Annotated in this window: 19 protein-coding genes; 4 read left to right on the plus strand and 15 right to left on the minus strand. The window is 66.2% G+C overall.

From position 1 onward, the window contains the following. Position 1 precedes the first annotated feature (1 nt). Together rbbA and IB243_RS23075 are read right to left on the minus strand one after the other, a co-directional pair. Positions 2-2,773 carry a ribosome-associated ATPase/putative transporter RbbA gene (gene rbbA / locus IB243_RS23070; protein WP_192429542.1) on the minus strand — a complete coding sequence of 924 codons (2,772 nt, stop codon included), beginning with the start codon at positions 2,771-2,773 and terminating at the stop codon, positions 2-4. Beyond that, complete coding sequence (locus IB243_RS23075) at positions 2,770-3,837, minus strand: HlyD family secretion protein (RefSeq protein WP_192429543.1); 1,068 nt, start codon at positions 3,835-3,837, stop codon at positions 2,770-2,772. Before IB243_RS23075 ends, rbbA begins: the two co-directional genes overlap by 4 nt. Positions 3,838-3,994: 157 nt before the next feature. Here IB243_RS23075 and IB243_RS23080 point away from each other — a divergent pair, with 157 nt between their 5' ends. Next, positions 3,995-4,651 (plus strand): hypothetical protein, encoded by a 657-nt coding sequence (locus tag IB243_RS23080; protein WP_192429544.1) that lies wholly within the window; start codon positions 3,995-3,997, stop codon positions 4,649-4,651. A 136-nt stretch (positions 4,652-4,787) separates the two neighbouring features. Here IB243_RS23080 and IB243_RS23085 read toward each other — a convergent pair whose 3' ends face one another. From IB243_RS23085 to IB243_RS23115, 7 genes are all read right to left on the minus strand, one after another. Next, a complete protein-coding gene (locus IB243_RS23085; protein ID WP_192429545.1) occupies positions 4,788-5,435 on the minus strand; it encodes a DUF1569 domain-containing protein in 648 nt (215 codons plus the stop codon). Between the two features lie 176 nt (positions 5,436-5,611). Continuing rightward, positions 5,612-6,880, minus strand: a complete 1,269-nt coding sequence (locus IB243_RS23090; protein ID WP_192429546.1) for a GGDEF domain-containing protein — start codon at positions 6,878-6,880, stop codon at positions 5,612-5,614. 159 nt (positions 6,881-7,039) lie between these two features. Continuing rightward, positions 7,040-8,335 (minus strand): hypothetical protein, encoded by a 1,296-nt coding sequence (locus tag IB243_RS23095; protein ID WP_192429547.1) that lies wholly within the window; start codon positions 8,333-8,335, stop codon positions 7,040-7,042. A 244-nt stretch (positions 8,336-8,579) separates the two neighbouring features. Continuing rightward, the gene (locus tag IB243_RS23100; protein ID WP_010458701.1) at positions 8,580-9,338 is read right to left on the minus strand and encodes a hypothetical protein; all 759 of its coding nucleotides are present in this window, start codon (positions 9,336-9,338) and stop codon (positions 8,580-8,582) included. A gap of 166 nt (positions 9,339-9,504) precedes the next feature. Continuing rightward, positions 9,505-10,089, minus strand: coding sequence for a hypothetical protein (locus IB243_RS23105; protein WP_192429548.1), 585 nt, complete (start codon positions 10,087-10,089; stop codon positions 9,505-9,507). After that, complete coding sequence (locus IB243_RS23110) at positions 10,086-10,376, minus strand: DnaJ domain-containing protein (protein WP_192429549.1); 291 nt, start codon at positions 10,374-10,376, stop codon at positions 10,086-10,088. Before IB243_RS23110 ends, IB243_RS23105 begins: the two co-directional genes overlap by 4 nt. A gap of 67 nt (positions 10,377-10,443) precedes the next feature. After that, positions 10,444-11,157 carry a YebC/PmpR family DNA-binding transcriptional regulator gene (locus IB243_RS23115; RefSeq protein WP_192429615.1) on the minus strand — a complete coding sequence of 238 codons (714 nt, stop codon included), beginning with the start codon at positions 11,155-11,157 and terminating at the stop codon, positions 10,444-10,446. A gap of 238 nt (positions 11,158-11,395) precedes the next feature. On the opposite strand from IB243_RS23115, the gene IB243_RS23120 reads away from it, so the two are divergent. Beyond that, complete coding sequence (locus IB243_RS23120) at positions 11,396-12,625, plus strand: nucleoside recognition domain-containing protein (protein ID WP_192429550.1); 1,230 nt, start codon at positions 11,396-11,398, stop codon at positions 12,623-12,625. Positions 12,626-12,723: 98 nt separating this feature from the next. Here the strand turns inward: IB243_RS23120 and IB243_RS23125 are convergent, their stop codons facing one another. Further along, positions 12,724-13,671 carry a ZIP family metal transporter gene (locus tag IB243_RS23125; RefSeq protein WP_225585253.1) on the minus strand — a complete coding sequence of 316 codons (948 nt, stop codon included), beginning with the start codon at positions 13,669-13,671 and terminating at the stop codon, positions 12,724-12,726. A 313-nt stretch (positions 13,672-13,984) separates the two neighbouring features. On the opposite strand from IB243_RS23125, the gene IB243_RS23130 reads away from it, so the two are divergent. After that, entirely contained in the window at positions 13,985-16,264 is a 2,280-nt protein-coding gene (locus IB243_RS23130; protein ID WP_225585255.1) for an EAL domain-containing protein, read from the plus strand. A 40-nt stretch (positions 16,265-16,304) separates the two neighbouring features. On the opposite strand, the gene IB243_RS23135 is transcribed toward IB243_RS23130, so the two are convergent. The 3 genes from IB243_RS23135 to sbcB all read right to left on the minus strand — a co-directional run bounded on the left by IB243_RS23135 (position 16,305) and on the right by sbcB (position 20,523). Continuing rightward, positions 16,305-17,651, minus strand: a complete 1,347-nt coding sequence (locus IB243_RS23135) for a protein kinase (RefSeq protein ID WP_192429551.1) — start codon at positions 17,649-17,651, stop codon at positions 16,305-16,307. 31 nt (positions 17,652-17,682) lie between these two features. After that, positions 17,683-18,930, minus strand: a complete 1,248-nt coding sequence (locus IB243_RS23140; RefSeq protein WP_192429552.1) for a cystathionine gamma-synthase family protein — start codon at positions 18,928-18,930, stop codon at positions 17,683-17,685. A 150-nt stretch (positions 18,931-19,080) separates the two neighbouring features. Further along, complete coding sequence (gene sbcB / locus IB243_RS23145) at positions 19,081-20,523, minus strand: exodeoxyribonuclease I (protein ID WP_192429553.1); 1,443 nt, start codon at positions 20,521-20,523, stop codon at positions 19,081-19,083. 214 nt (positions 20,524-20,737) lie between these two features. Here sbcB and IB243_RS23150 point away from each other — a divergent pair, with 214 nt between their 5' ends. Further along, positions 20,738-22,108: a lytic murein transglycosylase gene (locus tag IB243_RS23150; RefSeq protein WP_192429554.1), complete on the plus strand. Its 1,371-nt coding sequence runs from the start codon at positions 20,738-20,740 to the stop codon at positions 22,106-22,108. 30 nt (positions 22,109-22,138) lie between these two features. Here the strand turns inward: IB243_RS23150 and IB243_RS23155 are convergent, their stop codons facing one another. Together IB243_RS23155 and clpA are read right to left on the minus strand one after the other, a co-directional pair. Beyond that, positions 22,139-23,284, minus strand: coding sequence for a hypothetical protein (locus IB243_RS23155; protein ID WP_192429555.1), 1,146 nt, complete (start codon positions 23,282-23,284; stop codon positions 22,139-22,141). Between the two features lie 299 nt (positions 23,285-23,583). Further along, entirely contained in the window at positions 23,584-25,932 is a 2,349-nt protein-coding gene (gene clpA, locus IB243_RS23160; RefSeq protein WP_010465500.1) for an ATP-dependent Clp protease ATP-binding subunit ClpA, read from the minus strand. Between the last annotated feature and the right edge of the window lie 53 nt (positions 25,933-25,985).

The following is a 25,985-nucleotide window of genomic DNA, read 5'->3' on the forward strand; positions in this document are numbered from 1 at the left end:
GTCAGGTCTCCTGCTTCTTCAGCAAAGCGATGGCGGTGCCGACGATGACCGGCACTGCCACCAGCATGGGCCAGAACTCGGCCTGCAAATCCTGCAGGCCCAGCGCCTTGTTGAACACGCCCCGGCTGATGGTGAACATGTGGCTGGCTGGGTAGACCTCGCCCACCCAGCGCGCAAAGCCCGTCATGGACGACACCGGGTTGATGAGCCCCGCAAACTGCACGGCAGGAATGATGGTGCCCACCATGGCAAAGAACATCGCCGCGATCTGGCTGCGCGTGACGGTGGAGGCCAAAAGGCCCATGCCCGTGGAACACAGGCTGAACAGCACGGCGCCCAGCGTCAGCGTGGCAAAGCTGCCGGTGATGGGCACCCCAAACACCGTCACCGCCGCCAGGCACATCAGGCCAAAGTTGAACAGCGCCAGCAGCACATAGGGCAGCTGCTTGCCCAGCATGAATTCGGTGCGCGTGGTGGGCGTGACATACAGGTTGATGATGGAGCCCAGCTCCTTCTCGCGCACCACGGCCAGGGCCGTGAGCATGGCGGGCAGCATGAGCAACAGCAGCGGGATCACGGCGGGCACCATGGACGGCAGGCTGCGCACGTCGGGGTTGTAGCGGTAGCGCGGCTCCACCTCCAGCAGGCCCCGGGGCACCACGCCCGTGCGGCTGCGGCTTTGCTCCACCAGCCATTGCTGGTGCAGGCCCTGGGCGTAGCCGATGACGGTTTCGGCGCGCTGGGGCATGGCCCCGTCCACCCAGGCACCGATCTGCACCGGCTGGCCGCGTGCCACGTCGCGCGCAAAGCCGGGCGGTATCTCCAGCGCCAGCGATATCTCGGCGGAGCGCATGCGCGCATCCAGCTCGGCGTAGGTGGCAATCGGCGGCTCCTCGGTAAAGTAGCGCGAGCCCGCGAGGTTCAGCGTGTAGGCGCGGCTCAACGCGGTCTGGTCGCGGTCCAGCACGGCAAAGCGCAGGTTCTCCACGTCCATGCTGATGCCGTAGCCCATCACGAACATCAGGATCAGCGAGCCCAGCAGCGCCATGGCGCCACGCACCGGGTCGCGGCGCAGCTCCAGAGATTCGCGCCACTGGGTGCTGTGGATGCGGGCCAAGCTCTGGCGCAAACGAGTGGGCCAGGTGGAGGCGTTGGGTGTGGGTACAGCCGATAGCGTGGTGTGGTCCGAAGCCTCCACGGGTACAGGGGCCTGGGCCGTGCCCGCGGCATCCTCCAGGTAGCCGATGAAGGCTTCCTCCAGCATGGCAGCACCGCGCTTGGCAACAATCTCCTGCGGCGCGGCACTCTCCAGCACACGCCCCGCGTGCATCAGCGAGATGCGGTCGCAGCGCTCGGCCTCGTTCATGAAGTGGGTGGAGATGAAGATGGTGACCTTGTCGCGCCGCGCCAGCTCCACCATCAGGCGCCAGAAGTGGTCGCGCGCCATGGGGTCCACGCCCGAGGTGGGCTCGTCCAGGATCAGCAGCTCGGGTTGGTGCACCATGGCCACGGCCAGCGACAGGCGTTGGCGCATGCCCAGTGGCAGCTTCATGGGCAGTGCGCTGCGGGCGGCCTGCAGGTCAAAGCGCTCCAGCATGGCCGTCACGCGCGCAGGCACCTCGGCCTCGGGCACATGGAACAGCCGGGCGTGCAGCACCAGGTTCTGCTCCACCGAGAGTTCGCTGTACAGCGAAAACGCCTGCGACATGTAGCCCACGCGCCGCCGCGTGGCGATGTCCTTGGGGTCCACCGGCTGGCCAAACAGCCAGGCCTGTCCGTCGCTGGCGGGCAGCAGGCCGGTGAGCATCTTCATGGTGGTGGATTTGCCGCAGCCGTTGCTGCCCAGAAAGCCAAAGATCTCGCCGCGCTGGATGCGAAAGCTCACGTGGTCCACCGCCACAAAGTCGCCAAAACGCATGGTCAGGTCGCGCGCCTCGATGGCGACGTTGGCGGCATCGTGGGCCTGCGACCGGTCCAGCGGCGGAATCTGCACCGCCTGGTGGCCCCGGCGCTTGGCCTCGGGCAGCAGGGCCACAAAGGCCTGCTCCAGCGAATCGTGCCCGGTGCGGGCCATCAGCTCGGCAGGCGTACCCGTGGCCAGAATGCGCCCTTCGTCCATGGCCACCAGCCATTCAAAACGCTGGGCCTCTTCCATGTAGGCCGTGGCCACGATCACGCTCATGCCGGGCCGCGCGGCGCGGATGCGGCCGATCAGGTCCCAGAACTGTGCGCGCGCCAGCGGATCCACGCCGGTGGTGGGTTCGTCCAGGATCAGCAGGTCCGGGTCGTGGATGAGCGCGCAGCACAGCGCCAGCTTTTGCTTCATGCCCCCCGAGAGCTTGCCCGCAGGCCGCGCCAGGAACGGGTGCAGGCCGGTGCTGCGCGTGAGTTCATCAATGCGGCGGCGCCGCTCGGCCGCGTCATGCCCAAACAGGCGGCCAAAGAACTGCAGGTTCTCTTCCACCGAGAGCGTGGGGTACAGGTTCTTGCCCAGGCCCTGCGGCATGTAGGCGATGCGGGGGCACACGCGGCTGCGGTGGCGGCTTTTGGCCATGTCGCCGCCCAGCACCTCCACAGTGCCCTGCTGCACAGCGCGTGCGCCCGCCACCAGCGCCAGCAGGCTGGACTTGCCCACGCCGTCCGGCCCGATCAGGCCCACCATGCGGCCTGCGGCCACTTCCAAGTCAATCCCATCGAGCGCCACAGTCCGCCCGTAGCGCTGGCCCACGCCACGCAGGCGGGCCACGGGTGCCACGCTGCCGGGGAGATTCACCGGTCGGCCTTGACGGCAAGATTGGCGGGCCACTCCACCGCAGGGTCCACCCGCAGCCAAGCCACTCCGGGCAGGCCGGTCTTGACCTGCTCCTGGTGGCGCAGCAGCAGCGCCTTGTCGATCTGCGCGCGCACGCGGAACATGAGCTTTTGGCGCTCGCTGGCGGTCTCCACCGTCTTGGGCGTGAACTGCGCGGTGCTGGCCACAAATGAGACGGTGGCCGGGATCACAAAGCCCGGCGCGGCGTCGAGCACGATGCGCACCTCGCTGCCCAGCGCCACGCGGCCCGCCACGGTTTCGGGCAAAAAGAAGGTCATGTACACGTCGCTCAGGTCCACCAGCTGCAGCACGCGCGCACCCGCACCCACCACCTCGCCGGGCTGCACCACGCGGAACTGGACGCGGCCATCGCGCGGCGCCTTGAGCTCGCTGTCGGCCAGCTCCACATCGATGCGGGCCAGCGTGGCCTGCAGCGCGCGCACATTGGCCTCGGCGCTGGTCACCTGCGTGCGCGACGCACCGATGCCCGCCTGCGCGGCCTTCGCCTGGGCTTTTGCAGCGGTCACAGCGGCTTGCTGGCTGCGCACCTTGGCGCGGTCGTCGTCGAGCAACTGGCTGGAGAAAAAGCCCTCGCGCGCCAGCTGCTCGGAGCGCGGCAGGCGGCGGCGGGCGGTGTCGAGGTCGCTCTCGCGCTGCACGACCACGGCCAGCGCGGCCTGGTAGTCACTATCACGCTGGGCCACCTGCACCTGGGCACTGCTGATGGCCAGCTGCGCCTGCTGCAGCCGGGCCACAGCCTCTTCACGCTGGGCCTGCAGGCTGTCGATCTGCATGCGGGCCAGGGGTTGCCCGGCTTTCACGAAGTCGCCCTCGGCCACCAGAACCTCCAGCACCCGCCCGGCGAGCTTGGTGGCCACGGCGATCTCGGTCGCCTCGATGCGGCCGTTGCCGCTCACGAAGCCGGGGCCTGGCCCTTTGGCCTGCCAGGGCGCCCAGCGCAGCAGCAGCCCTCCTCCCAGCAGCACCACGGCCAAAGCCGCAGCGATCTTCCATTGCTTGCTCATTGTCCATCCTTGTGGGCACTTGGGCCCGTCGGGGGATGGTAGCTTTGCACCCCGCGTTACCCCAAGCCGCAGCACGCCCTTCCTTGACCTGCATCAATCGCCACCCGAACATCCGGCCTGCACCTGCCGCGCGTGGCGGCCCCTTGAACCGAAACCCATGACTGCCCTCACCACCCCGCCCCTTTCAGACACCCTGGCCTGGCTGCTGGGCCGCCCTGTCAGCCCCGAAGACGGGCTGCCGGAAGATGAACTGGCCGCCGCAAGCCATCGCCTGGGTGGCCCAGTGCCCCCTGCCCTGCACGCTTACTACGCCGCCGTGGGCAGGCGTGCCGATTTGATGGCCGGTTTTCAGCGGTTTGCGCCGCCGCAAGACTGGGAGTGCCTGGGCGACAAGCTGCTGTTTCTGGAAGAAAACCAGGGCGTGTGCTGGTGGGCCACCGATGCCCGGCAGCGGGTGTGGCAGACCACCGACCTGGATTCCCCGGACTGGTTCGAGGAAGCCGTGGGCCTGGAGGCGTTTTTGCACACCGTCGCCTACTACCAGATGGCACAGGGCGGCTATCCGTTCTGCGGCATGCGCACGTGCCATGGGCTCTCAACGCATGGGGACCTGGCAGCGCTGCTCCACGCCATGCAGGCGCAGGCCGTGGTAGATGTGGCGGGGCTGCGCATCTTCACCGTGGGGCCGCAGGCGATGGTGTGGTACTTGCATTCCGAGGGGGCGCTTGCAGAGCCGGGCCTGTTCCTGAGCGCCCTGGACGCTGATCGCTTTGACGCGCTGTGCGCCCAGTGGGACTTTGGCGATCTGGGCTGATCTGGCAATCAGAAAATATTGGAAAAATGGCTCTAGCGCTTATTAAATAAGCGCTAGAAGCTATATTACTTATAGCAAAAACCTCTATCAGGGTTGAATTCCGCAGCCCACGCAGCACGGCTGCATCAGCCTTCACTCAGCCGCGCACATCAAACGCCGACAGGTGATTGGCCAGGTGCATGGCGTGCGCCTGCTCGTACTGCGCCTTGCTCAACGCCCCGTAGGCGAAGTGCGGGTGGAACGGCCCGGCGTGGACGGCGAAGTCCTGCACGGCCTTGCGCAGCCGGGCCAGGGCCGCCGAAGCGTCGGGCGTGGATGCATCCAGAGCAGGCGCACCCGGGATCGGCTCCGCCAGGTTGTGGCTCATGCGGCCACGCAGGGCAAACACGTTGAAAGCCGCCGCGCCCAGGGTGTTCTGGAACAGCGCCGACCTGGGCGCCGGGAAGCCCCGCAGCGAGAACTCGATGCTCTGTGCGCAGTGCTCCAGCGTCTGCGACCAGTTCCAGGCCGTGGCGGGCGCCAGCGGCTGGACCGCAGCGCCCGCAAGGCGCTCGACCTCTTGCATGGCGCGCGCCAGGGTGCCAAAGACGAGTTGCCGGTCGTTGCCCGGCCGGTACAGCAGGTAGCCGGCCCCGGCGGCCGCCGCCACACCCAGGGCGGCCAGCCCCGTGCCGGATGCCAGGAACGCCCTGCGCTGCGCTGCGGGCGCCGACGGCGATGCACCGGGCGCGGTGCCGGGGCCCGCGCCGCCGAGCGGGTTGCTGCCGTGGGGATTCAATGCCATGGGGGATGGTGGTGGTCTGGGAATGGACGGGACGAGGCAAGGCCACCATTGTGCGGCGGCGCGCTGCGCGGCGGCACGCCCGAAGGTCGGGCAGCCGACACAGGCAGCGTTTCAGGCCCATCAGGCAAGCGGCAGGGCCCGGCGGCGCGACCGCACGCGCGCCTGGTGGAAGCTGGCTACAGCACCGCCGCGCTGCGCGCCGTGCGGGGCCGCTCCGCGGGGCGCGGCCACTTCAACGGCACGGGATCGTCCGGCAGCGCCACGACCTCCACCCGGTTGCGCCCGCGCGCCTTGGCAAGGTACATCGCCTCGTCCGCCCGCTGCAGCACCGCCTCGGCCGAATCCCCGCTGGTGGACAACGTGATGCCGATGCTCACGGTCAGGGGCACGCGCCGCCGTTCGGCATCCATGGGCTCGGACTCGACCAGCGCCCGCAGGCGTTCGGCCACGCCGGCGGCACCAGGGCCGTCCGCGTTGGGCAGGAAGATGGCGAACTCCTCCCCACCCAGGCGGCCCATCACATCCTCCCGGCGCAGGCAGCGGTGGGCCAGATCCACGAAGTGGCGCAGCGCGTCGTCCCCGCACTGGTGGCCGCCGGTGTCGTTGATCTTCTTGAAGTGGTCGAGGTCCATCACCAGCACGGGCAGCGCGGCCCGGGTACGCTGGGCATTGCTCAGGCCCTTGTCCAGCAGCGTGATGAAGGCGCGGCGGTTGAACACGCTGGTGAGCGGGTCGATCTCGGCGAGGTGGCGCAGCTCGCTCGTCACGAATTCATTGGTCAGCATCAGCACGCCAAACGCGATCATCACGAGGGCCACCGTGGCCTCCAGCACCACGAACTGCGACAGCTGCGTCAGCAGGCCGGCATCCGAAGGGGCGGCCAGCCGGAAGATCACGGGGCGCACCAGCACGCACACCCCATGGAAGGCCATGACGCCCGCGAGCAGGTAGCGCGCCGGAACACGGCGAAAGCCACCCTGCGCCAGCGTGCGCGCCGTGAGCAGGAAGCACACGCCCGCGAACCAGCCCGCCAGGGCGAACCGCGCGCCGGGATGGGGCTGCGCCACCGTGAAATACACCGACAGCGCCACCAGCGACACGATGGCGGCCGCGGCATACCGGTGCGCGATGGGCGGGCGCCCCATGTAGGCGCGGCTGCCCAGCCAGCACAGGTAGGCCGCCAGCGCATTGGCCCCCTGCGCCAGCACCACGGCCGGCACTTCGGGCATCCGCTCGCGCGCCAGCAGCGTGGCGCAGAACACCGACGCGCCCAGGAATGACAGCGTCCACAGCCGCAGGCCCGGGATGTTCTTGTTGAAATGCCACACGGCATACAGCACTGCGGTAACCAGCGCCGACAGGATGGCCGCGAGAATGACGAGTGTGGGGCTGTGCACGGAGACGGAACGGGGCAGCGGCGTAAGGGAGCCCCGCGGGGCTGGCATGAAGGGATTGCGGCAGGACAAGAAACGCGCTGAATGTTAACCGAGCCGTTGCGAAATGCAGGAACTATCGCGCGGGGCCACGCGGCGGCGCCACGGGCGCGGGCCGCCGGTGCCAGCGCCCCTGCCCCAGGCCGCGGCCGGCCACCTCTTCCTTGGTGCTCAGTCGCCCACCACGTTGCACTCCCGGCGCAGCAGTGCCAGGGCGTCGTGCATCTGGTAGTCCATGTCGCTGAGCAGGGTCTTTTCCGCGTCCTGCACGAAGCCGGTCCACAGGGCGATGTAGTCCTGCTGGTGCACGCCGGGCGCATGGGCGCGGATGAAGTCGGACGCCAGCGCCGGCCGCAGGCCCGATTTGCGGATCTTTCGGACGAGGCTCGCGGCGGTCTTCTCGGTCAGCAGCGTCTTCTTGGGGGCCCCGGCCGCTAGGCACAGGAACAGCGTGAGCAGCGAATGTTCGTCATCGTTGCCCTGCACCGTTCTCGTCCAGGTCTTGCTCGCGGGAAGCGGGGGTTCCTCACCCTCCTCCAGCGCATCCAGGCTGCGGTGGAAGTTGTCCACCTCGGCCAAGGGGTCGTCCAGCAGAAAGTAGCGCGCGCGGAAAGCGCCGGTGGGGCGCAGCAGCGTGCGCACCGGTGTGGCCGCGTCGAGCAGCTTGGGCAGGTCGGCCAGCACGCTGGCGCAATGCGCCTGCACCACCTCGCGCAGTTCGGCAGGCAAGCCGGCAGGCAGGCGCAGCTGCACGGGCGGCGCGAGCTTCTTCTTGCGCTGTGCCATCAGCACTTTTTCGAACGACACGGTGTTGGGCCACTCGCCGAGGTCCATGGCCTTGGGCGCCAGGGCCACCATGAGCAAGCCAGCGCGGATGACGGCTTCCGCGTCGGCGCCCGCGGCTTCCAGCTCGTCGGGGTCCAGGTCGAACTGCCCGGCCAGCCACTGGGCGGCCCGGATGGCCTGCGCAATCTGCGTGCGGCGCGCCAGCTCGGCCCGGTAGTCGGCGTGGCTGCGCAGCGACCACACGGCCAGCAACGGGGTTTCGGCATCGGCATAGCCGGCCATGCCGAAATTGCTGCTCTCGGGCATGGCGATCAGGCGCTTGAGCATGTCCGAGCCCCCCTTGGAGCGCGACAGGAACGAATGGTCGCGCAGCGAGACGGCGGCCTCGTGCAGGTCGCCCCCGGTGGTGTCCAGCAGGTACAGGCTGATGAGGTTGACCATGCGGTCGCGCGCCTTCTCCAGCTCGGGGCGCAGAAACTCGCTGCCAAAGTAGCGCGCAATCTGCACCATGCCCTTGGGCGCGTCGGTGTTGATGGCCGCTAGTTTCTCGGCACCCAGCACGCCATGCTGAGCACCATACGCCAGCGCCTTTTCAAAGAACGGGCGGGCGTCGTGGAGTTGAAGCGCGTTGGCGGCTGCAATCTCGTCAGTCGTTGAAGAAGGCGTGTTGGGCACAGTCATATCAGTATCTATCGCGCTTCGCAGTGCTCGTGGGCCATGAAACTGGCACGCTCCAGGCCAGAACCGCCGCGCAAGGGCCACCCCGCCGCGCTGGCGGTGTCCCCCTTCCCGAATTGCGCAGCAATTGGAGAGAAGGGGCTGAGGGCCGCGGCTCCAAGCCTGCATGCGCAGGCTTGGACGTGCCCGAAGAGCCGCAGCCTCTGGCGGTGGCACCGAGGCGCGAAGCGCCACAGGGAGTTGTCATCTAAATCGCGGATTCTTCGTCAGAGGTGCGGGCTGCTGGCGTGGCCTTGCCGCGATCGGTTTCGCTGGTCTCGAACTTGCCATCGTCTTCCTCGGCGGGCTCATCACCCTCTTCCAGGCCCAGGTCAAAGGCGCGGGCCTTGGCGCGCAGCACCAGCAGCGTTTCGATGAACAGGTCGCGGCACTCGTAGCGCAGCAGCCAGGCCATTTGCATCCAGTCACGGTCGGCGACCTCGTCTAGGTCGATGCGGGGCTGCACATAGCCAGAGGCCAGCAATTCGTCGTCGGTCAGCGTGACGCCGTAGTCTTCGACCGCGTCAAATGTGCCGGTGCGGGCAAAGGCTTCGATGCGGCTCCACTTTTCGGCAAAGTAGTTGGCCAGTGCCTCGGCGCCGCCTTCCAGGTTGCCGATGGCAGTGAGGAACTCCACCGGGTCGGCATCGTCGCGAAAGATGACGGCGTTGACCATGTTGCGCAGGTGGGTGTGCGTGAGGTCCTTGTATTGCTTCTCCAGCACCATGGCCCGGGCAAATTGTTCCGGCGTGACCAGCAGGTTGACCACCGAAGCCTTGGAGTCGTCGTACTCGCGCATCACGGCCAGGATGTCCTTGGGCGCCAGCTGGTCCAGCACCACCATGAGCGCACCATCCCCATCGGTATCGGCCAGTTCGGCCAGCGCCGATTCAGCGCCCACGATGTCGCCCGCCGCGATGAGGCTGGTGGTTTTGGTGATGAGGGCGAGATGGGTGTTGTTGCTCATGCGAAATTCCTTTTCATTGGTCCGTTGCGCCAAGCGCGCCGCGCTGGTCTATGGAACTGGCGCGCCCCAAGCCAGCGGTCGCCGCGCAAGGGCCGCCCCGCCGCGCTGGCGGCGTCCCCCTGGGGGGAAGGCGCGAAGCGACACAGGGGAGCATCATCCCCTGGGGCTAGTCCTTCCGGTCAAAGCCCACGTCCGACAGCCAGTTGGAACTGGCCTCTTCGCGGCTGCGGCTGTTCTTCGGATCAGCGGCGTCATCGGCGCTCAGCGCGTCGTAGTCGTCATCATGCTCTGCGGCGTCTTCACCGTCCTCCGCATCGCCGTCACCATCGCCATCGGCATGCGAGGCCGCCTGGGGCGCCAGACGGGCGTGCTGCCGCAGGTATTCCAGCCCGGCAGCTACGGCCATGAAGCGGGCGCCCTGCGGTTCGCGCAACACGGTCTGCGCCAGGCTGGTGGCCCAGGGCTCCAGCGTGATGGCATGCGTGAGGCTGTGCCAGTCGGGCAATTCGTCCACCGGCAAACCCAGCAGGTGTTCCACCGCGGCAGGTTTGGAGAACCGAAAGCCGCGATGAAAGACCACCGCCACCATCTCGGGCGCCGGCTCCATCATCTGCACCAAAAAGGCAATCTCGTTGCGCTTTTCGGCCAAACGCTTGCGCAAGACGTCCTTGCCTTCGGAGTCGGACAGCAGGTCATCCAGCTCGGCCTGGTAGGCGGAGCGCAGGTCATAAAAGTAAGGGGAAAGTTTCACGGAGTGGGCGTCAAAATGCGCGTGGAATAGGCTTGCCAGATCTCTTGGGCGGTCTGCAGCGGGTCGTCCAGCAGGTTGCGGCGGCGGTTGTCGTCGTAGGCCTGCCGGGCGGTGTCGTCCGACAAAACCTCGTAGGCCTTTTGCACCGCCTGGAAGCGCTGCGCGGCGTCGGGGGCGTCGTTGCGGTCCGGGTGATAGAACGACGCCTTCTGCCGGAAGGCCTTCTTGATGTCGGCCGGCGATGCGTTGGCCGCCAGCCCAAGGGCGGCGTAGTGGTCTGCGGTCATGGAAGATTGGATGGAGCGGAGATGGGGCGGAACCGGCACTGCGCGCAGAACCAGCAAACCACCGCCATCAGCCGCCCAGGCTCACAAAAACGTCCTGCACGTCGTCGTTGGAATCGATGGCAGCCAGGAAGTTCTCCACCTCTTCGAGCTGTTCGGCCGTCAGGTTGGCGGGGTTCACGGGGTTCTTGGGCTTGTAGCCCAGCTTGACCGACAGCACATTGAAACCATGGGCGGGCAGCGCACGGCTCACCAGGTCAAGGTCGGTGGGGTCGGTCCAGAAGGTGGTGGTGCCTTCTTCGTCGCCCGCTTCAAAGTCTTGTGCACCTGCCTCGATGGCGGCCAGCTCGGGGTCTGCGCCGGGCGTGGCGGGTTCGGCCTCGATCATGCCGACATGGTTGAAGTCCCAGGCCACCGAGCCGGATGTGCCCAGTTGCCCCTTGCGGAACAGCACGCGCATTTCAGGTGCCGTGCGGTTCACGTTGTCGGTCAGGCATTCGACCATCACCGCGACCTGGTGGGGTGCAAAGCCTTCGTAGATCACACGTTCGTAGTTGACGGCGTCAGCGCCCGTGCCAGAGCCCTTCTTGATGGCGCGCTCCAGCGTGTCCTTGGGCATAGAGGCCTTGCGGGCCTGCTCCACCACCAGGCGCAGACGGGAGTTGCCGGCCGGGTCAGCGCCGCCGCGTGCGGCCACGGTGATTTCCTTGACCAGTTTGCCAAACAGCTTGCCCTTGGCATCCGCCACCTGTGCCTTGCCTTTTGCTTTCCACTGCGCGCCCATGGTGATGTCTTTCTTGGAGTTGTGGCGCGCCAGGGCGCCTGTCGATAGGTATATGGGGCGGCCCATCCAGGCACCGAAAGCCCCGAAAAAGGCCTTTGCACAGGTTTGAACCGAACCCTATAGGGTACCACTGACCGAGCCGTTGCCCTGCCGCCACGTTCAAGCCAGCGCCGGACCTGGGGGCGGGTAACCTCGCCACCATGCATGCACTCCGCTCCTCCATCCTTCAGGATCACTGATGCTCAACACCTTGTGGCTGGGCTTTTTCCTGACCGCTGCCGTGGCAGCCCTGGCGCAATGGCTGGTGGGCGGCAATGCGCAGATCTTTGCCGCCATGGTCGAGGCGCTGTTTGCCATGGCCAAGCTGTCGGTCGAGGTGATGGTGCTGTTGTTTGGCACGCTCACGCTGTGGCTGGGTTTCTTGCGCATTGCCGAGAAGGCGGGCATCGTGGACGCACTGGCGCGCTGGCTGGCGCCGCTGTTTCGGCGGCTGATGCCCGGGGTTCCCAGCGGCCACCCGGCCCTGGGCCTCATGACGCTGAACTTTGCGGCCAACGCCCTGGGACTGGACAACGCAGCCACCCCCATGGGCTTGAAGGCGATGAAAGCCCTGCAGGAGCTGAACCCAGAGCCCGACACCGCCACCAACGCGCAGATCCTGTTCCTGGTGCTTAACGCCTCCTCCCTCACGCTGCTGCCGGTGACGATCTTCATGTACCGCATGCAGCAGGGCGCGCCCGACCCTACCCTGGTGTTCCTGCCGATCCTGCTGGCCACATCGGCTTCCACGCTGGTGGGGCTGCTCAGCGTGGCGGTGGTGCAGCGCCTGCCTTTGTGGAGCCCCGTGGTGCTGGCCTATCTGCTGCCTGTGGCCCTGGTGCTGGGCGGCTTTATGGCGCTGCTGACCACCTTGAGCGCCACCGCGCTGGCCAGCCTGTCGTCCCTGCTGGGCAACCTCACGCTGTTTGCGCTGATCGTGCTGTTTGTGGCCATCGGCGCGTGGCGCAAGGTGGCCGTGTACGAAGCGTTCATCGAAGGCGCGCGCGAAGGCTTCGATGTGGCCAAGGGCCTGCTGCCTTACCTGGTGGCCATGCTGTGTGCCGTGGGAGTGTTTCGCGCATCGGGGGCGCTGGGTTATGTGTTGGACGGCATCCGCTGGTGCGTGCAGATGCTGGGCGCGGACACCCGGTTCGTCGATGCGCTGCCCACCGCGCTGGTCAAACCGTTTTCCGGCAGCGCCGCGCGCGCCATGCTCATCGAGACCATGCAGACCCAGGGGGTGGACAGCTTCGCCGCGCTGGCAGCGGCCACCATCCAGGGCAGCACCGAAACCACCTTCTACGTGCTGGCGGTGTACTTCGGCGCGGTGGGCATCCAGCGCACACGGCACACCGTCAGTTGCGCCTTGCTGGCCGAACTGGCCGGTGTGGTGGCGGCCATTGCAGTGTGTTACCAGTTCTTCGGATAGAACGCAGAGAGAATATTTTTTAAAAAGGCACTATCGCTTGCCCAGTAAAAATTCATAGCTATTATTAATATAGCAATTGTATTTCCAGCCCGCAGGGATCATCCCAGCGCCGTATCCAGCAGCATCATGATCACAAAGCCCAGCATGAGGCCGCCTGTGGCCCAGGCCTCATGTCCTTTGCGGTGGGATTCGGGAATGATCTCGTGGCTGATCACGAACAACATGGCGCCCGCCGCAAAACCCAGTCCCCACGGCAACAGGCTCGCGCTGTAGCCAACCACGGCCGCACCCAGCACCGCGCCCACGGGCTCGACCAGGCCCGACGCCATGCCCAGCCCCACGGCCAAGGCCCGCCGGTAACCCGCCGCCAGCAGAGCCACCGCCACCACCAGGCCTTCCGGCACATCCTGAATGGCAATGCCCGTGGCGAGGGCACTGGCGCGCAAGTTGTCGCCGCCCGCATAAGCCACACCAATGGCGAGCCCTTCCGGCAGGTTGTGCAGGCCGATCGCAAACACAAAAAGCCATGTTCGCCGCAAGGTGCGCGCGGTGTGTCCACCTTCCACGCCTTTGATGAAATGCTCGTGCGGCAGCCAACGCTCCATCAGCAGCAGCACCAGCGCCCCGAGCAAAATGGAGGCGCCCACGGCGCCACCCGCAGCCCAGGGCCCCGCTCCGGCAGCCCGCGCGGCGGCGATGCCTGGAATGATCAGGGAAAATGCACACGCGGCCAGCATGACACCCGCACCAAAGCCAAACAGCGTATCCTGCGTGCGCTCAGGCAGCCGCTGCGAGAGCAACACCGGCAGCGTACCGAGGGCCGTGGCCAGCGCAGCCGCCATGCCACCCAGCAGTGCCGCAAAAACCAGGGGTTGTCCCGCTATCCACTGCCACACTTGCGCGGTGGCAACCACCAGCCCCGCAAGCACGATGGCCAGCCCCACCCACTGCCGACCCTGAAGATGGGGAATCCCTTGGCGCCGGGATACCAGCGCACGCGACCCAGGCACGTCGTCGGTAGAGCTGGAAGGAGGGAAAGGGTGCATGACGGGCTCCGGTAGAGCCTTTTGCGGTGAACGAAGGTAGCGTACTCAGGCAATCAAATGATACCCATTCTCATTTAAAACCACCACCCCGCTTTTGCCTGGGCCGCCCAGCCCACAGTCCGTTACCCCAGCGAAACCACTGGCCCCTTCCTGAGGCAACACAGCGCCCATTGGTGGTTTCCACCATGCGGGTTGCAGGTCTGGTACCTATGCTCGGCAACATCGGCATACCGGCGGCTTCACGATGGTGCCCCGGTCCTGCCTCGCCTTGTGGCTCCCACAAGTTCCCGGAAAGCGCCCTTCGCCCCATCCCATGACAATGCCCCCCGATCCGATGGCGCCACACGACCCGCAAGAGCGCAGGCACTCAGACGCCCTGCTCCAGCTGTGCAAGCGCCTGGAACGCGCCTGGACCCTGTCCGATGTGCTCGACGCCGTGAAACCCATGGGGGAAAGCGTTTTTGACTACCGCCATGTCTGGCTGGCACTGATCGATGACGCCTCGGGGATGCTGGACTTCCTGACCCACACCAGCGGCGGCGAGGAGAGCGCCCTGAGCCGCCAGTTGCAGACCATGAAGATCCCCGTGAAGGGGGATGCGCTGCTCGAGGAAATCATGCAGGCCACGCACGTCGTCGTGGTGGAAGACGCCCGCACCGACCCACGCACCAACAAGGCTGTGGTCGCCGTGCTGCACAACCGCACCATCGTCAATGTGCCGCTGATCATGGCCAACCAGCGCCTGGGCGCACTGGGCATGGGCACCTATGGCGACGAGGAAGGCGTGCGCCCCCCCAAGCCCTGGCAGATTGCGCTTATGCAGGCCACCGCCGGGCATCTGGCCGTGGCGCTGGACCGGGTGCGCTTCATGACCGCACAGCGCGAAGCCGAAGAGGCTCTGCTGCAGGAGAAGGAACGCCTGCAGGTCACCTTGCACTCGATCAGCGACGCCGTGGTCACCACCGACGCTGCAGGGCTGGTGCAGTACCTCAACCCCGCCGCCCAGGCGCTGACGGGGTGGTCGCTGGCCGCAGCCTGCGGGCGCAGGCACCAGGAGGTCCTGGGCTTGGCCATCGAAGCCGGCGCTGACACTGCGCCCGACCTGGTGGGCCGCGCACTCGCACAAGGTTGCACCCAGTTGCATGGCAAGCTGCGGTCCACGCCCCAGGCGGGTGCGCCCCTGCTGATGGACCTGTCGGCCTCGCCGCTGCTGCGCCCGGGCGGGCATGCCGATGGCGTGGTGCTGGTGTTTCGCGACGTGACCGAAGCCAGCCGGCTGAGCCGCGAAATGGAGTTCCAGGCCATGCACGACACGCTCACGAGCCTGGGCAACCGCCGTGCATTCGAACACCTGCTGGCCCAGGCCTTCGCCGCCACGCGCGACGCCAGGGCCCACCACTGCGTGTGCTACCTCGATCTCGACAACTTCAAGGTGATCAACGACACCTGCGGCCATGCCGCAGGCGACGAGCTGCTGCGGCAGGTGGCGCGCCTGTTCCTGGCCCACCTGCAGCCCCAGGACCTGCTGTGCCGATTGGGGGGCGACGAATTCGGCATCCTGCTGTGGCAACAGGATCTGCAGCAGGCCCTGCAGTTGGCCGAGCGCATGCAGCAGGGCCTGGCCGCTTTCCGTTTTTGTTGGCGCGACCATGTGTTCAGCGTGAGTGTCAGCATTGGGGCGGTGATGCTCGACGCCGCCACCGAAAGCGTGGGCGCCTTGCTGCAAGCGGCAGACAGCGCGTGCTACGTGGCCAAGGATGGGGGCCGCAACCGCATTCATGTCTATGCCGAGAACGACCCTGCTCTGGCGCAGCGCTATGGCGTCATGGAATGGGTCAGCCGCATAGAGCATGCGCTGCAGCACGACCGGTTTGAGCTGTTTGGCCAGCCCATCACCCGCCTGGGCCCGGCACATGGCAGCCAGCCCCATGGCCTGCATTGCGAGATCCTGCTGCGCATGCACACCGCCGACGGCCAACTGGTCTCGCCGGGCGAATTCATGCCCGCAGTGGAGCGCTACCACCTGGCGGCCCGGGTGGACCGATGGGTCATCAAGAACGCCCTGGCCTGGATGGCAGAGCACCAGGATCGCGTGGAGCTGTGCTGCATCAACCTGTCAGGCCAGTCCGTGGGCGATGCCGCTTTTTTGAGCCAGGTGCTGCAGGCCATGGACCAGACCTCGGTACGCTGCGACCGCCTGTGTTTCGAGATCACCGAAACGGCCGCCATGGGCGACCTGGCGGCGGCCAACCGCTTCTTCCACGCACTGCGCGCCCGGGGCTGCCAGTTCGCCCTGGACGACTTTGGCAGCGGACTGTCGTCGTACGCCTACCTGCGCGAGCTGGCGGTGGACATGCTCAAGATCGACGGGCAGTTCGTGAAGCACATGGCAGATGACCCCGTGAGCTTTGCCATGGTGAAGTCCATCCACGAAATCGGTTGCCTGATGGGCAAAAAGACCGTCGCGGAGTTTGCCGAAAGCCAGGCCATCGTGAACCTGCTGACAGGACTGGGCGTGCACTTTGCCCAGGGATACGCCCTGGGCCGCCCCGCCCCGATCGACGAGTTGCTGCTGGAAACCGTGGCGCACTGAGAACCTTGCCGCGCCGCACGGCCTGCGCAAACCCGGTGTTTCAACCCCGCGGTGCCGAGGGCGATGCAGGCGCCGCAGGGGCAGCCACCAGCTCCCACTCTGCCAGCTGTTCGTTGGTCGCAATCAGCCGCCCCACCAGCAGCTTGATGAATGCCTTGTCAAAACACGACTGCAGGTCTTCAGACGCCCCGCGCAACGCCGGGTTGCGGACCTTGAGCACCAGCACCTCCGTCTCGGCCACGGCGGTGGCGGTGCGCAGCCTGTTGTCGGGGCGCAGGTAGGTCATTTCACCCAGGGTGACGCCCGCGCCCAACGTGCTGAGGTTCCAGCCTTGGCGGCTCACGGCCACCTGGCCCTCGATCAGGATGCAGAACGAATCGCCCGGCGTGTTTTCGCGCATCAGCACCGTGCCCGCCCCAAGCCTGCGCCAGTTGCCCAGGCGCATCAGCTCCCACAGGGCCACGTCGTGAAAGTCGGCAAAAAACGGCAGCGCACGCAAGCGCGCAAAACGCTCGGCCTCGGTGTCCTGTGACCGCTGGCGCGGCAGGCCCTGGTGTGCAGTCAGCAGCGCCTGCGCAAAATCGTCCCAGGTCTCAAAACGGTCTGAGGGCTGCTTGGCCAGGGCGCGCAACAGCACGGCGTCCACATGGGCTGGCAGCGATGCACGCAGCAGGCTCGGCGGCGTGGGTGCCTCGTTGCTGATCTTGTAGAGCGTGGCAAAGTCGGTGTCGCCGTCAAACGGGCGGCGGCCCGTGAGCAGCTCGTACACCACTACGGCCAGAGAAAACATGTCGCTGTGGTGGGTGAGGTCCTGTTCACGCACCTGTTCGGGCGACATGTACGACGGCGAGCCCACCAGACCCGACAGCTGCGTGGCATCGCTGCGCAGCGACAGCGCCGCACCAAAATCCGTCAGCTTGATGTCGCCATCCTGCGCCAGCATGAGGTTGGCGGGCTTGATGTCGCGGTGCACCAGGCCTTCGCGGCAGGCGTACTCCAGCGCGTTGCAGCACTTGAAGGCAATGTCCAGCACCTGCGGCACGGGCAGCAATGTATCGGGTGTGGCATAGGCCGACAGGGGCTGTCCGTCCACGTACTCCAGCACGAGGTAGGGTGGCAGTGCCTCCTCGTCCGCATCGAGCAGGCGCACGATATTGGGGTGGCGCAGGCGGCCCGAAAGCGCGGCCTCGTTGCGCAGCAGCTTGCGGTAGCGCTCAGCCTGCTCGGGCACTTTCAACAGGTGGGCATGCGTCTGCTTGATGGCCACCTTGCGGCCCCGAAAGCCGTCGAGCCCCAGGAATACGATGCCGCTGGCACCCCGGCCCAGTTCGCGCTCGATACGGTACTTGCCAATGCTGGCGGGGGGTGCCGAGGTTGCTGTGGCCATGTGTGGGGCTCCTGGGAAGGTCTTTGGCAGGTCAGCCCCCCGCAAGGGCCTGCTCAAAGTCGGCGAGCAGGTCTTCGGAGTCTTCCAGGCCCACGGACACGCGGATCATGCTGTCGGCAATATCCATGGTGGCTCGCACGGCGGGGCCAGCTTCCCAGAAAATCGTGTGGGCCACAGGGATGATGAGCGTGCGCGTGTCTGCCAGGCCCGTGGCCTTGATCGGCAGCTGCAGCCGGTTGCACACGGGCAGGCACTGGTCGGGGTCGCGCAGCTCGAACGACAGCAGCCACGAACCGGCCTTGAGGTGCTTTTTGGCAAAGGCATGCTGGGGGTGCGAGGGCAGCATGGGATAGAGCACGCGGGAGACTGCAGGGTGCTGCTCCAGCCACTGCGCCAGAGCCAGGGCCGTGGCACTGGTGCGGTCCATGCGCAGCGACAGGGTTTCAGCACCCAGCGCGATCTGGTGCGCGGCGTGGGACGACAGCGTGCCACCCATGTCGCGCAGGCCCTTCTTGCGCAGTTGCTGCAGGCCCCAGCCCTTGGCGTCGCCCTTGCGGTAGGGCGCAAAGATGTTGGGGTACGTGCTCCAGTCGAACAGACCGGTGTCTGTTACGGCGCCGCCCAGCGCCGCGCCCTGCCCGCCAATGCTCTTGGTGAGCGAGTTGAGCACCAGCCCCGCGCCCACCGTGGACGCACGGAACAGGTAGGGCGACGCCACGGTGTTGTCCACCACGTACAGCAACCCGCGCTCACGGCAGACGGCGCCCACACCTTCCAGGTCGGGGATCTGCGTACCGGGGTTGGCGATGGTCTCGACAAACACCATGCGGGTGTTGGGCCGCACCGCAGCGGCCACGTTGGCGGCGTCCGTCACGTCCACCAGGGTCACCTCGATGCCCAGGTCGGCCAGCGTGCCGAACACGCTGTTGGTGTTGCCAAACACAAACTGGCTGGCCACCAGGTGGTCGCCCGCCTTCAGCAACGTGAGAAAGATGGCGCAGATGCCTGCCATGCCGGTGGCGAACACGATGGTGCCCTGCCCTTTTTCCATCTGCGTGATCTTGGCCTCCAGCGCCGCCGTGGTGGGCGTGCCCTGCCGGGCATAGTTGAAGCCGCCTTTGGCCGTGCCCTGGAACACGGCAATCAGATCCTCGACCTTGTCGTAGCCGTACTGGACGGACGTATGGATTGGCTTGTGGATGGCCCCATGCTCGGCGCCGCCCTGGCGGTCTGCGTGCAGGATCTGGGTGGTGAAACGTTGGTTCTGCGGTGTCGTCATAAAAATCTGCGGCTGTTTTTACTGGTCTGCGTGCAAGGCATGGCGATGAATACTGGCGCGTCCCAATACCAGCGCACCCGTGGAACTGGCTCCGCCAGGCCACCGGGTGCGTCCCCCTCGGGTGGGAAGGCGCGCAGCGCCTCAGGGAGGTCAGCGCTCCGGCGCGATGTGCTCAGCGTAATCGTACAAGGCGCCCAGGATGTCCTGCGCGCGGTCATCGGCAGTTTCCGACATTTCATCGATCTCGGTGAAGAGTTGCTCGACCGTGCGCGCCCCGCCCTCGCCATCGAACAGGCAGGCTGCGCGGTGCGCCTCCCAGCGCTCCGCCTCTTCGGGCGACAGCGTTTGCGGAAAGTTGCGCGAACGGTAGCGCCAGAGCAGCTCTGCGAGGCGCGGGTCATCAAAATTCGCCCGGGCCTTGGCCAGCTTGTCGCCGCCCAGGGTGCGCAGGTCGTTCAGCAAACGCCGGTCGTTGTTGCCCACAAAACCGCCATACAGATCCTGGTCCACATCCGTTGCAGGTTCTTGCGGGCGGGCAAACACGGCGGGCCAGATGCCACTCATGTCGGGCAGCGCGTGTGCCACCTCGGCGTGCTGGGCGGCCTGCGCCATGTCGATGCCCCAGCGCTGCGCCAGCGCGGGCGTGAGCGTGTTCACATTGCCCACCACCATGGGTGACTTGTTCAGGTGGATGGTCTTGACCGGCAGACGTGTCACGCCCTCAGGCAACGCATCGGCCTTGCTGAACATGCGCAGGCGGATCTCGTCGGGGCCCATGGTGGCAAGGGGTGCGGGGTCATGGGCCAGGTCCCAGGCGATGAGTTCATTCTTGTTCGTGGGGTGGCTGGCCAGCGGCCACATGACAGCCAGGCAACCTCGTTCGGCAGGGAACATGCCGGACACATGCAAGAACGGCCGAGCCGTGATGGCGGTGGCCGGCAGGCGCAGTTCAGCCGCCACACGGTCCTTCTTGTGCAGGCTGAGTGCAAAGTCAAACAGCTTGGTGTTGTGCTGGCGAATGAGCCGTGCCAGCGCAATGGTGGCGCGCACATCCGACAGCGCATCGTGCGCCGCCTCGTGCAGCAGACCGTTGGCTTTGGACAGATGCTCCAGCTTGAAGCTGGGCGAGCCGTCTTCTTTTTTGGGCCAGGTGATGCCGTCGGGCCGCAGCGCGTAGGTCATGCGCACCACGTCCAGCAGGTCCCAGCGCCCACACTGGTTCTGCCACTCGCGCGCATAGGGGTCAATGAGGTTGCGCCAGAACATGAAGCGCGTGATCTCGTCATCGAACCGGATGGTGTTGTAGCCCACACCGATGGTGCCGGGCTGGGCAAATTCAGCTTCGATGCGCGCAGCGAACTGGTGCTCGGGCACCCCCTTCTCCAGGCAGAGCTGCGGCGTGATGCCGGTGATCAGGCACGAGACGGGATCAGGCAGGTAGTCGTTGGCGGGCTGGCAATAGAACATCAGCGGCTCGCCGATCTCATTGAGCTCAGCGTCGGTCCGGATGGCCGCGAACTGCGCAGGCCGGTCACGGCGCGTGTTGGCACCAAAGGTTTCGTAGTCGTGCCAGAGGAAGGTATGGGAGGCCATGGTCGGTGGGCAAACAGGGGCGGGACAAGGGCAGGGCAAAGAAGACATCGAACTGTACCCTGATTCGCAGGCACTTTTTGACCCCTAGCGCATACTGTAAAAGCGCAAGCAGCTATTGATTTTATAGCAAATGCACATTGCCACCCTGGCAGCCCTTTCACGCAGTGATACACCTGCGGCAGGGCTCGGGCACCGCCGCGCAGGACAATGGCGCATGCAACGTACCCCTCCAGCAGATTCCTCGGTCCCACGGCCCTCCCCTTCCCTGGCGTTCTCGCTCCCGCTGGTAGCGTGGGTGGCGGCTTTGGCCCTGGCGGGCTGCGCCTCAGCCCCAACGCCCACCCCTCGCCCGGAAACGGTAAAAGCACCCTTGCCACCCACCGCGCCACCTGCAACGGCTGGTGCACCGAGCCTGGACGCGCCCGCATCCACGGGCGGCCCAGTCATGGGCGTGGACCATGTTGCGGGTTTTGCTGCATGGCGCGACGCATTTTCGGCGCAGGCCTTGCAGGCAGGTATCCAGCCTCGCACGGTGCGCGATGTGCTGGGTCGGGCGCAATGGCAACCGCGCGTGGTGGAGCTTGACCGGGCCCAGCCCGAATTCACGCGCGCACCCTGGGCCTACCTTGACAGCGCGGTCTCACCACAGCGCATTGCCCAGGGGCAGGCCAAGCTGGCCGAGCACAGCGCCACGCTGGAGGCCGCCGCCGCCCGCTATGGCGTGCCGGCCACCGTGGTCACCGCCATCTGGGGCATGGAGAGCAACTACGGCAGCAACTTCGGGACATTCCGCACCGTGGACGCACTGTCCACGCTGGCCTATGAAGGCCGCCGCCGCACCTGGGCGCAGGCCGAGCTGCTTGCCGCGCTGCGCATCGTGGACCAGGGCGACATCGCAGCGGACCGCATGCTCGGCTCCTGGGCAGGCGCCATGGGGCACACGCAGTTCCTGCCCTCGGTGTTTCTGGCCTACGCCGTGGATGCCGATGGCGACGGCCACCGCGACATCTGGGGCAGTGTCCCCGATGTGGCGGCATCCACAGCCCACTTTCTGGCTCGGTCTGGCTGGCAAGCCCACGAAACCTGGGGCGCCGAAGTGCTGCTTCCGCCCTCGTTTGACCATGCCCGGGCAGACCCGGGCACGCGCCAAACCACGGCGCAATGGGAAGCAGAAGGAGTGAAGGCCACCGACGGCCAAGCGCTGCCGACCCTGAGCGGGGCTTTCATCGTGAGCCCCGCAGGCGCACGCGGCCCGGCCTTCTTGGTGGGAGCCAACTTCCGGGCCATCCTGCGCTACAACAATTCTGTCAACTACGCGCTGGCCGTGGCACTGCTGTCACGCCAGATCGGCGGCGGCGGACCGGTGGTTGCCGCATGGCCCCGCGACCTCGCGCCCCTGTCACGGCAGCAACTGCAGGAGCTGCAGGAGGCACTCAACCGCAAAGGGTTTGCGGCCGGGACCCCGGATGGCGTGATGGGCCCCGCCACCCGCGCAGGGCTGCGGGGCTATCAGCGCAGCATGGGCGTTGTGGCGGACGGCTATCCCACCGTGGAACTGCTGGAGCGGCTTACGGCGCCCGAATAAACAGCGCGACGGCCTCCCCAGCAGGCAGCCTCACGGTGTCACCAGCCCGTCCATGCGCACAACCTCAAAATCACGGCCCAACACCTGCCGCAGCTCGGATTTCAGGCGGTCGTTGTTCCAGCGCTCATCCGGCGCCCCGCTCAGATACCAGTTGGAGCCGTTGTCGGCCACCATCATCCCGTGGGTCTTGAGGGCGGTGAGGATGGCGCGTGTTTCGGCAGAGAAGCCTGCCGGGATCGCATAACCCGCCTTCAGGCGCACGCGCATGCCCATGGGAGGAAGGTTGAGGCTGGTATTGCTCGACGCCCAGTGGGTGGCGGGCGGCACGTAGGCGCGCCGGGTCTGGCTGACGGTGAAGCGCAGCGCGTGGCGGATGCCACCGGGGCCCAGCGACGCCTCGTCGTACCGCACCAGGCCCGGGAAGATCGGCAGGCCCGCTGCGTCCGCGCTGGTCCATCGCGGCTGCGCGGTCGGGCGCACGTTGTTGTTGTCCAGGTGAAAAACGGCACCACCTGACGCACGCCAGCTGCCATCGGGCTGCGGATAGCTGTTGCCGGTTTCATACAGGCGGTTGTTGTCGCGGTCGATCACGATCACGTGCCTGTCGCCCGCGCTGGAAGGGCCGCCTTCGATAGGCGCGTTGGGCGAAATCGGGTACGGGCCTGCATCACTCTCGTCGCCGTAGTCGGTGAACTGCACTGCCACACGTGGCTGGGTACCCGCCACCACCACATAGGGAATACCGATGGGCGCGCCTTCCCACAGGCCCGCGCCGAAGTCCGGAAACAAGCCCCGGGTGAGGCCGATGCTGGCGATGAGGTTATCGGAGTTGGGGTCCACCGCGCGCGTGGTGACGTCCGCGTTCCAGGCATTGTCGGCAGGGAACGGCAGTGCGCCATTCAGCGGTGCGCCCACGCCCAGGGTTGCGCCCCGCACATCACCATAGACATTGACCCCAGGGGCTGGTGCGGGTGCAGGCGCGGGTGCGCCTGGCGCTGGCGAAACGGGAGGCGCCGAAACCGGCGACGCGTCACTCTCTCCGCCTCCACCACAACCGGCCACCACCGCGCCCAAACTGGCGATGGCGATGCACCGGCTGATCGCGCCCAGACGCTGCGCGCGAAAGGCGGCACCCTGGACAATCGGGGCGGAGGGTGTCGGGGTGGGAATGGTCATGGGTTGTCTCCTGAATGAGCTCGCAGTATCCCGCCCCGCCCCCTCAGCCTGCTGCAGAACTGTACGAAAACGTTTCAAAGACCTTGGGACCGCGCACGGCGTCCGCACCCACCGATTCGCTGACGCGGCGGATCAACGCCTGTCGCTGCAGGTTTCGCAACCAAGCTGCAGATGCAGCATGGCGGATGGCGAAACCGGTGCGCGACGCAGGGGCGAAAAAAAGCCAGCCATCGCAATGATGGCTGGCTTCGGGAGGGGGCCGGTGCGTGTTGCAAAAGCGCCAGCGGCGCCAATGCCCATCAGTCTGCCGTGGCTTCCTCAGGCTCGGCGGGCTCGGACTTCGCGGAGCGCTCCTTCTTGGCCAGCGGCTGGATATCCAGCAATACCTCGGAGGTTTCCACGCCCTTGTCGTCGGTCTTCAGCTCGATATCGACCGTCAGGCGTCCACCCTCCGTCAGGCGACCGAACAGCAACTCATCGGCCAGCGCACGGCGGATCGTGTCCTGGATCAGGCGTTGCATAGGGCGGGCACCCATCAGCGGATCGAAGCCCTTCTTGGCCAGGTGCTTGCGCAGCGTGTCGGTGAAGGTGACTTCCACCTTCTTCTCGGCCAGTTGCGTCTCCAGCTGCAGCAAGAACTTGTCCACCACGCGCAGGATGATCTGCTCATCCAGCGCCTTGAAGTTGACGATGGCATCCAGCCGGTTTCGGAACTCGGGCGTGAACAGGCGCTTGATGTCGCCCATCTCGTCGCCCGCCTGGCGCGGGTTGGTGAAGCCGATGGTCGCCTTGTTCATGGTCTCGGCGCCGGCGTTCGTCGTCATGATGATCAGGACGTTGCGGAAGTCGGCCTTGCGGCCGTTGTTGTCCGTCAGCGTGCCATGGTCCATGACCTGCAGCAGCACGTTGAAGATGTCCGGATGCGCCTTCTCGATTTCGTCGAGCAGCAGCACAGCGTGTGGCTTCTTCGTGATGGCTTCGGTCAACAGGCCGCCCTGGTCGAACCCGACATAGCCCGGAGGCGCACCAATCAAGCGGCTCACGGCATGGCGTTCCATGTATTCCGACATGTCGAAGCGCAGGAGCTCGATGCCCATGATGTAGGCCAGCTGCTTGGCGGCTTCGGTCTTGCCCACGCCCGTGGGGCCGCTGAACAGGAACGAGCCGATCGGCTTGTCGCCCTTGCCCAGGCCAGACCGCGCCATCTTCACTGAACTGGCAAGCACTTCCAGGGCTTTGTCCTGGCCGAACACCACGCTCTTGAGGTCGCGTTCCAGCGTCTGCAACTTGCCGCGGTCGTCATTGGAGACATTGGCGGGCGGTATGCGCGCGATCTTGGCCACGATCTCTTCGATCTCGGCCTTGCCAATGGTCTTCTTGCGCTTGCTCGGCACCATGATGCGCTGCGCCGCACCCGCTTCATCGATGACGTCGATGGCCTTGTCGGGCAGATGGCGGTCATTGATGTACTTGGCGCTGAGCTCAGCTGCCGCCTGCAGGGCCGCCGCCGCGTATTTGACGCTGTGGTGCTCTTCAAAGCGCGACTTCAGGCCCTTGAGAATGTCGATGGTTTCGGCCACGCTGGGCTCGACCACGTCCACCTTCTGGAAACGGCGCGACAGCGCCGCATCCTTTTCAAAGATGCCACGGTATTCCGTGAAAGTGGTCGCGCCGATGCACTTGAGCTGGCCGCTGGAGAGCGCGGGCTTGAGCAGGTTCGACGCATCGAGCGTGCCACCCGAGGCCGCACCCGCACCGATCAGGGTGTGGATCTCGTCGATGAACAAGATGGCGTTGGGCTTGTCCTTGAGCGACTTGAGCACGCCTTTCAGGCGCTGCTCGAAATCGCCCCGGTACTTGGTGCCCGCGAGCAGCGCACCCATGTCGAGCGAATACACCACAGCCTCGGCGAGGATCTCAGGCACGTCGTTCTGCGTGATGCGCCATGCCAGGCCCTCGGCAATCGCGGTCTTGCCCACGCCAGCTTCACCCACCAGCAGCGGGTTGTTCTTGCGGCGGCGGCACAAGATCTGGATGGTGCGCTCCACCTCGTAGTGGCGACCGATCAGCGGATCGATCTTGCCTTCCTTGGCGGCCTGGTTCAGGTTCTGGGTGAACTGCTCCAGTGGCGACGCTTTCTCGTTGCGCTCGGACGCGCCCCCCTCTTCGCTTTCAGACGGGTTTTCGGCCTTGGCCGGCTCCGGCGGCTCGCCCTTCTTGATACCGTGGGCAATGAAATTGACCACATCCAGGCGCGTCACGCCCTGCTGGTGCAGGTAGTACACGGCGTGCGAATCCTTTTCGCCAAAGATGGCCACGAGCACGTTGGCACCCGTCACCTCCTTCTTGCCATTGCCCGTGGACTGCACGTGCATGATGGCGCGCTGGATCACACGCTGGAAGCCCAGCGTAGGCTGGGTGTCCACCTCATCGGTGCCGGCCACCTGAGGCGTGTTGTCTTTGATGAAGTTCGCCAGCGATGAACGCAGATCATCGATGTTGGCAGAACAAGCGCGCAGCACCTCCGCTGCGCTGGGATTATCGAGCAATGCAAGCAACAGATGCTCCACGGTAATGAACTCGTGGCGCTGCTGGCGGGCCTCAACAAAGGCCATGTGCAAGCTGACTTCCAGTTCCTGGGCAATCATGTGAACTCCTTTGTGCTTGCGTGGAAGGGATAACTGTAGATCGGGATCAAAAA

This window comes from Acidovorax sp. ACV01 (genome assembly GCF_014851495.1).
Taxonomy (GTDB): Bacteria; Pseudomonadota; Gammaproteobacteria; order Burkholderiales; family Burkholderiaceae_C; genus Acidovorax; species Acidovorax radicis.